Raw genomic sequence first — 13,208 nt, forward strand, 5'->3', positions numbered from 1 at the left:
TTCAACCGGACACTCCTGTCAGATGCGAGCGAAGGGCGGGGGCCGCCCTGCTGGTCCACCAGTTGTCGGGGACCTCCACGGGCTCGACGGCGACACCGCGCGGGCTGAGCAGCACCCGCAGCGAGGTGATCGCGGTCGAGGGGAGGCTGAGCACGCGCTGTCCCGCGTCGAGCCCGCGCAGCGTCAGCTCGGCGGGCACGCCGGCGTCGTGGACCGTGATCCCCGGGCGTTCCCGGATCAGCGCGACGTCGACGGGGTCCTCGCGGCGATGCGGGTAGTACGCCAGCGGCTCGCGCGCGGCCAGGTCCATCAGCCAGCGCAGGTAGTGGTCGCGGTGCACCAGGCCGTTCCTGACGAGCGAGGTGCCGAGGACGACCGTGCGCTCAGCGGGCCCTTCTGCGCTGGGCGGCTGGGCCCGCAGCCAGGCGAACTCGTGGCGTACCAGGTCGATGCCGGCCCGCCGTACCGCCTCCTCCAAGGCCTGGTCCACGGGCAGGGCGGTGAAGACGGACACGTCGCTCAGGCGCAGCCGCAGCGCGGCCGCCAGGCCCAGCGCGGTGCGCAGCCTGGTCGGCTGGGCCCTGGCCCGCAGCAGCGGCCGGTACGGCCCGGCGGCCAGCAGCTCGAGCAGCCGGAGGGTGGCCAGGCCGTCGTCCACGATCACGATGCGGCCGGGGCGCGAGGTGAGCCAGCGCACCTGCACCTTGCCGGAGAAGGCGTCGCCGACGGCCTGCACGCGCCTGGGCATGCGCTCACGCGGCTCGGCCAGCTCCAGGCCGTCCGGCAGGCCCAGAGACCTCAGCTCCCGGCGCGTGGCCTTCAGCGGCCGAAGGCCCGAGCGCGGCACGACGACCGTCCTGGGGCCGAGCACTCCCGCGTGGTGGGCCTCGACGGCGCACAGCATCTGGAGCGGGGACTCCACCCAGGCCGACGCCTGTTCGACCACTCCTGCTCCTCCCAGCCGGGTGATGGCCCGTTCACGACCGCTTCAAGCTAGCCCCACCGCCTTAAGCCCCCAGAAACGCGACATGAACAATGGAGTGCATGAACTCACTCTTGCTCAACACCGACGGCGTGCAGATCCCGCAGCTCGGCTACGGGGTCTGGCAGATCCCCGCCGACGAGGCCGCGCAGGCCGTCACGACCGCGCTCAAGACCGGCTACCGGCACATCGACACCGCCGCCGCGTACGGCAACGAGGACGGCGTGGGCCAGGCCGTGCGCGAATCGGGGCTGCCCCGCGAGAAGGTGTTCGTCACCACCAAGCTGTGGAACGCCGACCACGGCCGTGTCGAGGCGGCCTTCGAGGAGTCCCTGACCCGGCTCGGCCTCGACCACATCGACCTCTTCCTCATCCACTGGCCGCTGCCGAAGCAGGACAGGTACGTGCAGGCGTGGACGGCGATGGAGAAGATCTACCGTGACGGGCGGGCCAAGGCCATCGGCACCTCCAACTTCACGGTGGAGCACCTGACCCGGCTGATGAACGAGACCGGCATCGTGCCGTCGATCAACCAGATCGAGCTCCACCCGTACCTGCAGCAGCACGAGATGCGCGCCTTCCACGAGGCCAACGGCATCCTCACCGAGGCGTGGAGCCCGATCGGCCAGGGGCGGGGGCTGCTCGACGACCCGGCGCTGGCCGTGCTCTCCGGCAAGTACGGCAGGACTCCCGCCCAGATCGTGCTCCGCTGGCACCTGCAGCTCGGCAACGTCGTCATCCCGAAGTCGGTGTCCCCCTCGCGGATGGCCGAGAACATCAACGTGTTCGACTTCGTCCTCGACCCGGAGGACATGGCCGCCATCGGCGCGCTGAACAGGGGCGAGCGCTTCGGCCCCGACCCGGACACGTTCAACATGAGGTGATTGGTCTACGATCTTCCGCGTGCGGGATTTTGCGTGGGGCATTGCGGCGACAGGCGGTATCGCGCGGACCGTGGGAGCGGCCATCGTGGCCGAGCCGGGAATGCGGGTGGCCGCCGTCGGGTCCAGGGACTTAGGCCGGGCGCAGGAGCTCGCCGCCACCTTGGGCGCGGAGTCGGCGTACGGCTCCTATGAGCAGCTGTGCGCCGATCCGGCCGTGGACGCCGTCTACGTCGCGACGCCGCACGCCCAGCACCTGCAGGTGGCCGAGGCCGCCATCGCCGCGGGCAAGGCCGTTCTGTGCGAGAAGCCGCTGGCCGCCACCGTGGACGACGCGGAGAAGATGGTACGGCTGGCGCGCGAGGCAGGCGTGTTCCTGATGGAAGCGATGTGGATGCGGTTCAACCCGCTCATCCAGAAGATCGCGGCCGACGAGCGCTTCGGCGACATCCGCTCCGTGCACGCCACCTTCGGCTTCGCCAAGCCCTACAATCCGGAGCACCGGCTCTGGGCGCCGGAGCTGGGCGGCGGGGCCCTGCTCGACCTGGGGATCTACCCGTTCGGCCTGGCTCAGCTGCTCCTCGGCATGCCCTCCGACCTGCGAATCACCGGCTCCCTGGCGCCCAACGGGGTGGACGCGGAGGCGGCCGGGGTGCTGCTCTACCCCGACGGCAGGCGGGCTCTGGTGGAAACTTCCTTGCTCGGGAATTACCCGAACCAGGCCAGTGTTGTAGGGACTCGGATGCGCGCGGACATCCAGGCCCCGTTCTGGGCGCCGCAGCGGATTTTACTTTCCGGGCCCGCCATGGAGCCGGAGGAGCATGTGCTCGATCCGGCGGACAACGGCTACGCCGGGGAGCTCCGCGAAGTCCGCGCCGCGACGGCCGAAGGCAGGACCGAGAGCTCGGTCATGCCGCTTGACGAGTCCCTTGCCATGATGGGGCTCCTGGCCGCTGCCCGCAGGCAGCTCGCCTAGCGGGAGGGTTACGGATTTGTAACCTCTTGCCTTATGTATTACGTTTAAGGCATTCTTGTGACATTCGTCCGGTTTGTCCGGCGATGTCCGACCATCGCACAACACATCACAGGACCGTCCTGTGACCGCTGAATCCGCCTGCGTGCGGAACCGGGGACCCACGTCCTTGGGGTGAATCGGCACTTCGGTGCCGTAGGGCAGCTTCCACGCCCGAACCCGTCAGCTAACCCGGTAAGCGGCATGGAAGCAAGGAGCAACCCCCTCGATGGCCAAATTCCGCATCACCGGTGCCACGAAGACCAACATCGCCCGAGCCGTGCTCGGCGCCACCGTCCTCGCCTCCGGGTTCGGCGCCCACATGGGCACCGCCGCCGCCCAGGAGAAGCTGCCGGTCACCGCGGCCGCCGCGAACACGCACGACGACGACCGTGCCAAGCGGGAAACCAAGATCACCGTTACCGCCGCCCAGGTCCTGGCGCTCGCCAAGTCCCAGGTCGGCATCTCCGAGAACGCCTACGGCGGCGGCACGCCGTACCAGAAGTGGTACGCCGCCTCGCAGCGGGCCGCCGAGACCATCGCCCGTGACGGCGGCACCCGCGCCGAATACATCAACGCGCCGTGGTGCGCGATGTTCGTCTCCTGGGTCGGCGAGCAGATCGGCGCCCGCCCGCAGGTCGGCTGGGACGCTTACACCGTCGCCTACGCCAAGTGGTTCCAGGCCAACCACCGCTTCGGCACCGAGCCCAAGCCCGGCGCCGTCGTCTTCTTCGCCTGGAACGGCAGCAAGGACCTCGACGCCATCAACCACGTCGGGTTCGTCGAGAAGGACAACGGCGACGGCACCATCTCGACCGTCGAGGGCAACACCGGCAACGGCAAGGTCGAGGAGCGCATCCGCCCGACCTCCCAGGTCGTCGGCTACGGCTACCCGCAGTACGCCGGCTGACCCTTCCCGCCACCGCGACGAGCGCGCGTCCCCTCGGGGGTGCGCGCTCGTCGCGTTTGTGCAGGCAACGCTGGGCGGGGCTCTTTCGAGTGCTCGGGCTCCTTCGAGTGCTCGGGCCGGAGCCCGGACGTACAGGCCGATCACCCGGCAGCGCGCCGCTCCACCCCAGTGCGGGCCGGGCAGCGCAGGCCGGGCGGGGCGGGTGGCGGCGGCCGGCTCGGGTGAGGGGCCCGTCACCTGGGAAGACCCCTCAGGGGAGCAGGCTCCGGAGAAGAGCCACGCGCGAAGCCTCGCCCGCCAAGGAGCCGCCATGGGACCCAGCCCACCCGGAGCCGTGCTCGCGGAGCGTCCGTGAGAGGCGGACTCCAGTGGGTCGCCGACGGGCTGTTCCCCCGCGGCGCGAACCCGCACGGCGTCCTGCCCGCCCTGCTGATCCTCCTGGCCGTCGTCACCGGCCTCGTGGACGCCATCAGCTTCCTCGGCCTGGGCCGCGTCTTCGTGGCCAACATGACCGGCAACATCGTCTTCCTCGGCTTCGCCCTGGCCGGAGATCGCGAGATGTCGGCATGGGCCTCCCTCCTGGCCCTCGCGGCCTTCGGAGCGGGCGCGTGGACCGTCGGGCAGGCGAGCAGGTGGGTGGCGAACGCCCGGCGCGCGTTCGCCACCGCTACCGCCGCACACGCCCTGCTCGTCGCCACCGCTTTCGCCGTGGACCTGATCTCAGGTCACCATCACACCGGCCCCAGGGCGGCGCTCATCGGACTGCTCGCGTACGGCATGGGCCTGCAGAACGCCTCCGTACGCGGGCTGGCCGTCCCCGACCTGGTCACCAACGTCCTCACCAGCACCCTCACCGGCCTGGCCGCCGACACCCCCGGCCGGGCGGCCCTGCGCCGGTCCGCGTCCGTCGTGGCGATGTTCCTCGGCGCCCTCATCGGGGCCACCCTGTACCTGCACGTCGGCCCCGCACTGCCGCTCGCCGTCGCCCTGGCCCTCCTGGTGGTCGTCGCCGTCGCCGCCCACGAACGCACCCGCCGTGCGAGCTGAGCCCCGTCACGAAAGAAAGAAATCCGCCAGAGCCCGGGCGACCCCGGCCGGGTCGTTCTCCATCGGGATGTGCCCGGCCCCGGGAACGCGGACGAGCGTGCTGTTCGGCATCTCCGCGACGAAACGCTCGGCGTACCGGACCTTTTGGAATGGGTCATCCTCCCCCCACACCAGCAGCTTCGGCGTCTCGTCCGCCTGCAGCGCGGGCACGAGCTCCAGCGTGAAGCGGCTGTCGGCCGCACCCGCCAGAGCCATCCAGGACCGGCCCACCCGCAGGTCATTCCATGGATCCAGGTAGTCCGCCAGCTCCGCCTCGGAGGCCGGCCGCCCCAGCGCGGTCGTGACGGCCTTGCGGCGCGCGGCCAGCAACTCCTCCACGGTCGTCGCCGCCACCACCGCGGGATCCCGGTAATGCGCCACCCCGGACACCGGCCAGGAGTCGTACGTGACCGAATTGACCAGTGCCAGCCGCGCCACCTCCGACTCCACCAGCAGGTGCTGCGCGACCGCGCCCCCGATGTCATGCCCCGCCACCAGCAGCGGCGCCTCCACCCCCAGCGCGGCCGCGAACCGGCCCACCCAGGCCGCCAGCGCGGGCACCGCCGCCGTCTCCCCCGTGAGCTCCCCTTCCGAACGCCCCAGCCCCGGCAGATCGACCGCCACAGGCCGCAACCCCGCCGCCGCCAGCTCGTCGATCACCGGCTGCCAGACCCGGCTCCAGTACGTGCCGTGCAGCAGCAACACCACCGGGCCCCGCTCGCCCGCCGTCAGATAACTGGCCATCCGGCCGTCGACCTCGACCGTCATTCGCTTCGACATGCCATAACCATGGTGTTCTGGAACCCCCATGGTCAAATACCAACTAAGGTATGCCAGTATGACATTGGTGCAGCTCCGGGTGCTGGTCGCGGTCGCCGAGCACGGCGGCTTCACCGCCGCCGCCGACCACACCGGCATGTCCCAGCCCGCCGTCAGCCGCGCCATCGCCACCCTGGAGCGCGAGCTCGGCGCCGCCCTGTTCGTACGCCACCGCGACGGCATCGCCCTGACCGAGGCCGGCCAGGCAGCGCTCGCCCGAGCCCGCGAGGCCCTGCGCCACTTCGACCTCATCCGCCCCGACGTGGCCGCCGCCACCGGCCAGATCACCGGCGAACTCCGCCTGGCCAGCCTCCCCAGCGCCACCGGCACGCTCATCGCCAAGCTCCTCCGCGCCTTCTCCGACCGCTACCCGCAGGTACGGGTCCGCCTCTTCGAGGGCGTGGACGACGACATCCGCGAATGGCTGCATCGCGGCGCCGCCGAGGTCGGCGTGGTCACACTCCCCGCCCCCGGCCTGCACACCGTCCCCCTCAGCACTCACGACATGGTCGCCGTGCTGCCCGCCGGCCACCCCTTGACCACCCGCCCGGCCATCACCCTCGCCGACCTGGCCGGCCGGCCGTTCATCCTGACCACCGCCGGCTGCCGCCCGCTGATCATGGGCGCGGCCATGACCGCCCAGGTCCGGCTCGACGTCGCCTTCGAGGCCGGCGGCCCCGCCGCCATCCTCGAGATGGTGGCCGCTGGGCTGGGCGTCAGCATCGTCCCCACCCTGGGCCTGCCCGCCGACCTGGGCGCCGTCGTCACCCGGCCCCTCGAGCCGGCGATGACCCGCTCCCTGGCTCTGGCCGTCCCTTCGCTGACCGATTGCGCCCCGACGGCTCGGGCCTTCCTTGACCAGCTGACTGCCTTTACATTGTAGATTTCATCTTGGGGCCATCCCGATCAAGGAGGATCAGAGTCCGGGCCCGCCGCGCAGGCGTCGTACAAGGTCGTCGGCGGCCTCCGGCCACTGCGGACAGTCGAACGCGAAACCCGCTTCGAGCAGGCGGCCGGGGACGACGCGGCGGCTTTTCAGCAGGAGTTCGGTGTCCGTGCGCAGCGCGAACGCCCCCAGCTCGGCCATCCACTTCGTCGCGGGCAGGCCCACGGGAACACCACACGCGGCGCGGAGCACACGCATGAACGTGCGCTGCGGTAGAGGAGACGGAGCGGCGAGGTTCACCGGCCCGGCGAGGTCCTCCCGCTCGACCAGGAACTCGACGGCGCGGACGAAGTCGCGGTCGTGGATCCAGGACACGTACTGCGCGCCGCCGGCGACCGGGCCGCCGAGTCCGAGGCGCACGAGCCGCAGCAAGACGTCGAAGACCCCGCCACGGTCGGGGCTCATCACCATGGCAGTGCGCATGCTGACCTTGCGCGTGTGCGGGGTTTCGGCTTGCTCCTGCGCCCGCTCCCACGCCTTCGCGATCTCAACGCTGTAGGCCCAGTAGCCCGGCACACCCGGCTCGGTGCCGCCGAGCACGCCGGTCGCCTCGTCGTTGGGAGCGTCGAAGCGGTGGGCGTAGACGGTGGCGGTGCTCATCTGCAGCCAGACCCGGGGAGGCCGTGCGGCGGCCGCGACCGCCTCACCCACCACCCGGGCGGAATGCACCCGCGAATCCATCATGGCCCGCAGATTGTCCGGCGTGTAGCGACAGTTGACGCTGCGTCCGGCCAGGTTGATCACGACGTCGCTGTCGTCGATCTCCTTCGCCCAGGGGCCGAGCGTCTCGGCATCCCAGTGGACGTCGCGATCGCGCACCGGCCGTCTGGTCAGGATCACAACGTCATGGCCGGCGGCGGTCAGCGCGCGACGGAGGATGGTGCCTACCTGCCCGGTTCCCCCGGGTATCACGATCTTCATCCGGCTCCCCCCAAGGCGAGTGGGACAAGCCTAGCGCGGCTGGCTGAACGCGTTCAAAAGTGGGTCCATGCCGCCCCGTCCCCACGGGCGGTGAGTCCCCGCTGAGGACGGAGCGACGGTCAGCCCTGGGAACTGGCGGTCCGGCATCGCGGCCCGGCACTTCGCCGAATAATTCTCCGGTACGCGTCGATCCCGCCCGTCGCTGTTCGACGCGTTCCATGAGACCGATACGGACCCCAGGGAGCGACACCGATGAAGTTCATGATCGTGGGCAAGGCGAACGCGGAGACCGAGGCCGGGGCGCTGCCGAGCCCGGAGCTCGTGGAGAACATGCACGCCTACAACGAGTCGCTGGCCAAGGCGGGGGTGCTGCTGGCGGCCGAGGGGCTGTACCCGAGCTCGCAGGGCGCGCAGATCGCCTACAGCGGCGGGAAGTCGACGGTGATCGACGGGCCGTTCGCCGAGGCCAAGGAGCTCATCGCCGGCTTCTGGCTGATCCAGGTGAAGTCGCGGGAGGAGGCGATCGAGTGGGCGCTGCGGTTGCCCGTGCCGCCGGGGCATGAGGGGATCGGGCTGGACGTGTGGCGGGTGTTCGACGCTTCGGACGTACCGGACGATTCGCTGCCTGCGGAGGAGCGCGCACGTGAGGAGGCGCTGCGCGAGCGCCTCTGCGTCGACCAGCCCGACGCCTGACCCGCGCCTCGCCCGCGCCTCACCTGCGCCCGCGCCTCACACGCGCCCGACCCGCGCCTCACACGCGTCCCGACTCACGCCCGACCCGCGCCTTCCCGACCGGTCCGGGGCTGCTGCCCGTTCGGCCGGCGTGCCGGTGGAGCGGAGAAGCGCTGGTGCCCTTGAGGCGCGGCCGGTGGTCGGTTGCCATCGGCGGTCTGGTGCTGCTCTCATGGGCCGGTGATGGCTTCCGACCCCACCCCCCAGGGCGCTCACCGGGCGATCGAGGCAGTGTGGCGGATCGAGGCGGCCCGGCTCATCGCCGGGCTCGCCCGGTACGTGCGCGACGTCGGCCTGGCCGAGGAGCTGGCGCAGGACGCGCTGGTCGCCGCGCTGGAGCAGTGGCCGGAGACGGGCGTGCCGCGCAACCCGGGCGCCTGGCTGATGACCGTGGCCAAGCGCCGCGCCATCGACCTGATCCGCAGGAACGAACGCCTCGAACGCCACCTGATCGAGCTCGGCCACCGCCTCGACACGGAGGAGGACCTGCCCGAGGTGGACGAGATCGAGGACGACCTCCTGCGCCTGGTGTTCACGGCCTGCCATCCCGCGCTCTCCATGGAGGCGCGAGTGGCGCTCGCGCTGCGCGTGCTCGGCGGCCTGACCACCGACGAGATAGCCCGGGCGTTCCTGGTCACGGAGCCGACGGTGGCGCAGCGGATCGTCCGGGCCAAGCGGACGCTGGCCGACAAGAAGATCCCCTTCGAGGTGCCCCAGGCGTCGGAGCTGTCGGCCCGCCTGGCCTCCGTGCTCGAAGTCATCTACCTGGTCTTCAACGAGGGCTACTCGGCGACCGCCGGGGACGACTGGATGCGCCCCGCCCTGTGCGAGGACGCCCTCCGGCTGGGCCGGGTCCTGGCGGGTCTGATGCCCAAGGAGCCCGAGGTACACGGCCTGGTCGCGCTCATGGAGATCCAGGCCTCCCGTTCCGCCGCCCGGCTGGGCCCGTCAGGCGAGCCGATCCTGCTCCTGGAGCAGAACAGGGCACTCTGGGACCAGCTGCTCATCCGGCGCGGCCTGGCCGCCCTCGGCCAGGCCGAGCAACTCGGGGACGCGCCCGGCCCGTACACCCTCCAGGCGGCCATCGCCGCCTGCCACGCCAGGGCCGTCGCCCCGGAGGACACCGACTGGGAGCGCATCGCGAACCTGTACGAGGCCCTGGCCAAGCTGTCCCGCTCCCCCATCGTCGAGCTCAACCGGGCGGTGGCCCTCGCCATGGCCTACGGTCCGGCGGTGGGCCTGCAGCTCCTGGACCAGATCGTGGACGAGCCCTCGCTCAAGGACTATCACCTGCTGCCGAGCGTACGAGGGGACCTGCTCCTCAAGCTGGGCCGGCGGGAGGAGGCCCGCGCCGAGTTCGAGCGGGCCGCCGCGATGACCCGCAACACCCGCGAACGCAAGCTCCTCGAGGAACGCGCCGCCGCCTGCCGTAACAGGCCGCAGCCGACGCATTGAGCCCGCACCGGCCCCAGGCTCGACGGTCAGCCGGCTTGGAGCTGTTTCCTGACCGCCGCCACCCGGTCCAGCAGCGTGCCGGGGGCGATCGCCACACACTCGTAGCCCAGTGCGGTGTAGGCGTCCTGGTGGACCTGCTCGAACCGCATCGACTCCTCGAAGGTGATCCTCCGCGCGTCGGTCGGCGTGACGAACCCCAGATTCTGCACGAAGAACACCGTTTTCTCGTAGATCTGCCCGGCTTGGATGCGTTCCAGCTCCCGGGACAGCGCCGGAGGGACGGGGTGGCCGAGATAGGTGGCCAGGGCGTAGGTGCAGACAGGCGATCGATCGTAGATCTGCACGTCGCCGGGAAGAGCCGCGGCCTGTTCCTGCCGTCGGCGCTGCAAGGCGATGATCGCCTCCACGAAGGACGGCTTCGTCCACGGCTCGGGTTCGCCCTGGGCCTGTCGCAGGGCGATGACGTCTGTCGCCGCCTCCTCGACGACGGTGTAGCCGTCACACTCCAGCCGGCGCAGGATCGCCGTCTTCCCTGCCCCAGGAGTGCCCGTCAGAATGTAGCGCCTCATCGATCGCTCCCCGTATGCCTCGCATGCCCGGTATGCCGCGCGCCTGGACGCCACCAGGCCGTAACCTGATCTTCGGCGGCCGGGATGATATACTTATCCCGCATCCCGAGCGATCGACCGCTCGGGATTTTGCTTTTCATGCCTTCTCCTCATCGCGCGATACTGAGCGCGGCAGCTCCGCTCTTCCTGTCCCTGAGCGCCGGCGTCGTCGCCCAGCTCATCAGCGCCTCCCTCCTCGGGCACCAGGCGACCACCCAGCTGGCGGCCTTCGCGCTCGCGAGTGCGGTGCTCGCCCCGGTCACGGCCGCGGTGTCGGGCGGTCTGCGCGGCATGGCCCCGTTCATCGCCGCCTGCCGTGACCGCCCCGCCGAGGCGCTGCCCATCCTGAAAGACGCGCGCTGGCTCACCATCGGGCTCGGGACGCTCGGCGCGTGCGTCATGCTCGGCGTCCCCCTGATCGCGCGGATCAACGGGGCGCCGCGTGAGGTGACAGCCGAGTTCGGCGTCTTACCCCTGCTCCTGGCTCTCCAGGTGCTGCTGTTCGCCGGGGGCAGCGGGGCCAACGGGATGCTGATAGCGCTGGGACGCAGCCGGCAGGTGCTCTGGTCGAGCCTGTCGAGCACGGCCACCGGGATCGCCCTGCACCTCACGCTGGTGCCCAGGATAGGCGTCCAGGGCACCGGCATCGCGCTCCTGGCGTCCACCGCCCTGGGTGTCACCGTGTCGAACGTCCTCCTGCTGCGGGTGCCTGAATTGGCCGGGCAGTCTCTGTGGCCGGGACGTCCCCGGCCGCGGGAGATCGTACGCATGGCGAAAGTAGGCATCCCGATGTCCGCCACGCTGGTCTTCAAGTTCACGGTCATGGGCGGCGTGACCTACGCCGCCGCACGGACAGGAGCCCAGGGGGCCGCCGCCCATGCGATCCTCACGTCGCTGGAGGGGTTCCTCGGGCTGGTCGCGTTCGCCGTCGCGCAGGCCGTGACGCCGGAGATCGCCAGAGCCGCCTCCCCTGACGACGCCCGCCGCCTCAACCGAGCCGCCGTGACGATCGCGGCCACCGGAGTGCTCGGCGGCGCGCTCGTGCTGCTCCTGCTCGGCGAAACGGTGCTCGGGCTGTTCACCTCGGACGCCACGGTCCGGACTATGGCCCTCGCCCTGCTGCCACTGCTGGGCGCCTACGCCCTCATCAACAACTGCGGGATCGTGATGTCCTGGAGCCTGATGGGACTCAAACGGTCGACCTGGACGCTGGGCTCGGCCCTCGCCGGACACGGCCTGCTCGCCCTCACGATGATTCCCGCAGCGGCCGCCTGGGGGCTGACGGGACTGTGGATGGCCTTGACCGCCGGCGGCGTGCTCATCCTTGGCTCGCAGACCGCCGGCTTCAGGCGGCACAGCGCCCGGGCCGGCTCGGCGCTGAAACCTTCTCCGCACCGCTGAGCTGTGATGATCGCCGCGCCAGCGACGCGCTGCCCTTCGCCCTCTGAAGGACAGCCATCGACGGCATCGCGTTCCCTCACACGGCGGCCTACTCCATCCCTCAGGAGATCTTCTCGGAGACCGCCTCCGCGGGCAGGTGGGCCGACAGTCGCAGCAGCCCGGCGGAGGCCAGCGCGAGGAGGGTGGCGAGCACGCCCCACAGCGGCAGTGGCGCGAGGCCGAGCAGGAGCGCGAACCCGGCGGGCGCCACGACCTGGCCCACGGACCAGGTCATCTGGTGGACCGCCAGGTAGCGGCCGCGCAGGGCGGGGGGCGCGGCGCCGGCGGCCAGGGACGCGGACGGGGTGGCGTGCATAAGTTCGGCGAGGGTGAAGACGAGGGTGGCGGCCACCAGGGCGGCGATGCGCGGCGGGCCGGGCGGGAGCGGGGCGGCGAGGGCGTACAAGGCGCAGGAGGCGATGAAGACGGCGCCGGACAGGGCCATGGCGTGCGTGCGGCGGGCGTGCCGCTGGAGGCGGCGCACTCCCAGCTGCCCGGCCGCGACCAGCAGCGTGTTGATCGTGTAGAGGATGCCGAGCACGGCGGGCGGGGTGCCGAGCACCGAGACCGCGTACAGCGGCAGCCCCACGGAGAGGATCAGCTTGGTCAGCGTGAATGCCTGCTCGACGCCCACCAGGCCCATGAACGGCCGGTCGGTGAGCACCTGGCGGTAGCCGCCGCGGGCCGGGTGCGGAGGGCGTTCACCCGGGGCGAGGCGGATGCGCAGGAGGCAGGCGGAGGCGATGACGAAGCTGGCCGCGTTGAGTACCGCGATCAGGGCGTAGCCACCGGCCAGCGACACCGCGGCGGCCGACAGCAGGCCGCCCAGGCCGAAGGCGACGTTGCGGGCCGTGGCCATGAGCGCGTACAGACGGTCTCTGCCGCCGTCCTTCGTGAGCACCGCGACGTAGCTGCTCGAGGCGGGGTAGAAGGCGCGGTCTCCGCACGCGATCACAGCGGCGACCGCGATGAGGGGGCCGAAGCCGGACACGAACGGGTACAGGGCGAAGCCGAGCGCGCGGATCACGTACGTGCCCACCAGAACGGTACGGGCGTCGAACCGGTCGATGAGCACCCCGGCGAGCGGGTTGGCGGCCAGCCCGATCGTCGCCGCCACGGTCACCCCCACTCCCACCGTGGACGTGGGCAGGCCGGTCACCTCCTGGATGAACAGCAGGGTCAGCGGGACGTAGAGGCCGTTGCCGAGCGCGTCGACGAACATGCCCACAAGGAAGGGACCGGTCGCCGGGGTCCGGGGGGAGGAGCGGAGCATGGCGGCCAGTGTCGCAACAGGCACATGGGCAACGGATCGGGCTCAGGTCGTAGGTCTGAGGTCGCACTGGGCGGGGAGGTGGAGATCCCGGGGCGGTGTCGCCGGCGAGGGCCGTCACCCCCGGGTCAACGCGGTCGGTCCCC

General features: G+C 71.2%; 13 protein-coding genes and 1 riboswitch. Of the genes, 8 read left to right on the plus strand and 5 right to left on the minus strand.

Annotated elements, in window-relative coordinates; translation table 11 throughout:
- Position 1: 1 nt before the first annotated feature.
- Positions 2-946 (minus strand): hypothetical protein, encoded by a 945-nt coding sequence (locus tag AB0H84_RS17690; protein ID WP_357604549.1) that lies wholly within the window; start codon positions 944-946, stop codon positions 2-4.
- 98 nt (positions 947-1,044) lie between these two features.
- On the opposite strand from AB0H84_RS17690, the gene AB0H84_RS17695 reads away from it, so the two are divergent.
- The 4 genes from AB0H84_RS17695 (at position 1,045) to AB0H84_RS17710 (ending at position 4,832) form a co-directional block, all read left to right on the plus strand.
- Positions 1,045-1,866, plus strand: coding sequence for an aldo/keto reductase (locus tag AB0H84_RS17695; RefSeq protein ID WP_357604552.1), 822 nt, complete (start codon positions 1,045-1,047; stop codon positions 1,864-1,866).
- Positions 1,867-1,885: 19 nt separating this feature from the next.
- Positions 1,886-2,839 carry a Gfo/Idh/MocA family oxidoreductase gene (locus AB0H84_RS17700; RefSeq protein ID WP_357604555.1) on the plus strand — a complete coding sequence of 318 codons (954 nt, stop codon included), beginning with the start codon at positions 1,886-1,888 and terminating at the stop codon, positions 2,837-2,839.
- 116 nt (positions 2,840-2,955) lie between these two features.
- Positions 2,956-3,092, plus strand: a riboswitch (cyclic di-AMP (ydaO/yuaA leader).
- Positions 3,093-3,104: 12 nt separating this feature from the next.
- Positions 3,105-3,785 (plus strand): CHAP domain-containing protein, encoded by a 681-nt coding sequence (locus AB0H84_RS17705; RefSeq protein ID WP_357604558.1) that lies wholly within the window; start codon positions 3,105-3,107, stop codon positions 3,783-3,785.
- Between the two features lie 351 nt (positions 3,786-4,136).
- Complete coding sequence (locus tag AB0H84_RS17710) at positions 4,137-4,832, plus strand: YoaK family protein (RefSeq protein WP_357604561.1); 696 nt, start codon at positions 4,137-4,139, stop codon at positions 4,830-4,832.
- 6 nt (positions 4,833-4,838) lie between these two features.
- On the opposite strand, the gene AB0H84_RS17715 is transcribed toward AB0H84_RS17710, so the two are convergent.
- On the minus strand, positions 4,839-5,651 hold the full coding sequence (locus AB0H84_RS17715) for an alpha/beta hydrolase (protein WP_357604563.1): 813 nt from the start codon (positions 5,649-5,651) through the stop codon (positions 4,839-4,841).
- 58 nt (positions 5,652-5,709) lie between these two features.
- On the opposite strand from AB0H84_RS17715, the gene AB0H84_RS17720 reads away from it, so the two are divergent.
- Positions 5,710-6,573: a LysR family transcriptional regulator gene (locus AB0H84_RS17720; RefSeq protein WP_357604566.1), complete on the plus strand. Its 864-nt coding sequence runs from the start codon at positions 5,710-5,712 to the stop codon at positions 6,571-6,573.
- 33 nt (positions 6,574-6,606) lie between these two features.
- Here the strand turns inward: AB0H84_RS17720 and AB0H84_RS17725 are convergent, their stop codons facing one another.
- A complete protein-coding gene (locus AB0H84_RS17725; RefSeq protein WP_357604569.1) occupies positions 6,607-7,557 on the minus strand; it encodes a TIGR01777 family oxidoreductase in 951 nt (316 codons plus the stop codon).
- Between the two features lie 252 nt (positions 7,558-7,809).
- Between AB0H84_RS17725 and AB0H84_RS17730 the strand changes: the two genes are divergently transcribed.
- Together AB0H84_RS17730 and AB0H84_RS17735 are read left to right on the plus strand one after the other, a co-directional pair.
- Positions 7,810-8,250 carry a YciI family protein gene (locus AB0H84_RS17730; protein WP_357604571.1) on the plus strand — a complete coding sequence of 147 codons (441 nt, stop codon included), beginning with the start codon at positions 7,810-7,812 and terminating at the stop codon, positions 8,248-8,250.
- Positions 8,251-8,472: 222 nt separating this feature from the next.
- The gene (locus AB0H84_RS17735; protein ID WP_357605050.1) at positions 8,473-9,744 is read left to right on the plus strand and encodes an RNA polymerase sigma factor; all 1,272 of its coding nucleotides are present in this window, start codon (positions 8,473-8,475) and stop codon (positions 9,742-9,744) included.
- A 26-nt stretch (positions 9,745-9,770) separates the two neighbouring features.
- Here AB0H84_RS17735 and AB0H84_RS17740 read toward each other — a convergent pair whose 3' ends face one another.
- Entirely contained in the window at positions 9,771-10,313 is a 543-nt protein-coding gene (locus AB0H84_RS17740) for an AAA family ATPase (RefSeq protein ID WP_357604573.1), read from the minus strand.
- A 138-nt stretch (positions 10,314-10,451) separates the two neighbouring features.
- Here AB0H84_RS17740 and AB0H84_RS17745 point away from each other — a divergent pair, with 138 nt between their 5' ends.
- Entirely contained in the window at positions 10,452-11,753 is a 1,302-nt protein-coding gene (locus AB0H84_RS17745) for an MATE family efflux transporter (protein ID WP_357604576.1), read from the plus strand.
- A gap of 100 nt (positions 11,754-11,853) precedes the next feature.
- Here the strand turns inward: AB0H84_RS17745 and AB0H84_RS17750 are convergent, their stop codons facing one another.
- Positions 11,854-13,065: an MFS transporter gene (locus AB0H84_RS17750; RefSeq protein WP_357604579.1), complete on the minus strand. Its 1,212-nt coding sequence runs from the start codon at positions 13,063-13,065 to the stop codon at positions 11,854-11,856.
- Positions 13,066-13,208: the final 143 nt, after the last annotated feature.

The sequence above is a fragment of the Nonomuraea sp. NPDC050786 genome (genome assembly GCF_040654115.1).
In the GTDB taxonomy this organism is placed as follows: Bacteria; Actinomycetota; Actinomycetes; order Streptosporangiales; family Streptosporangiaceae; genus Nonomuraea.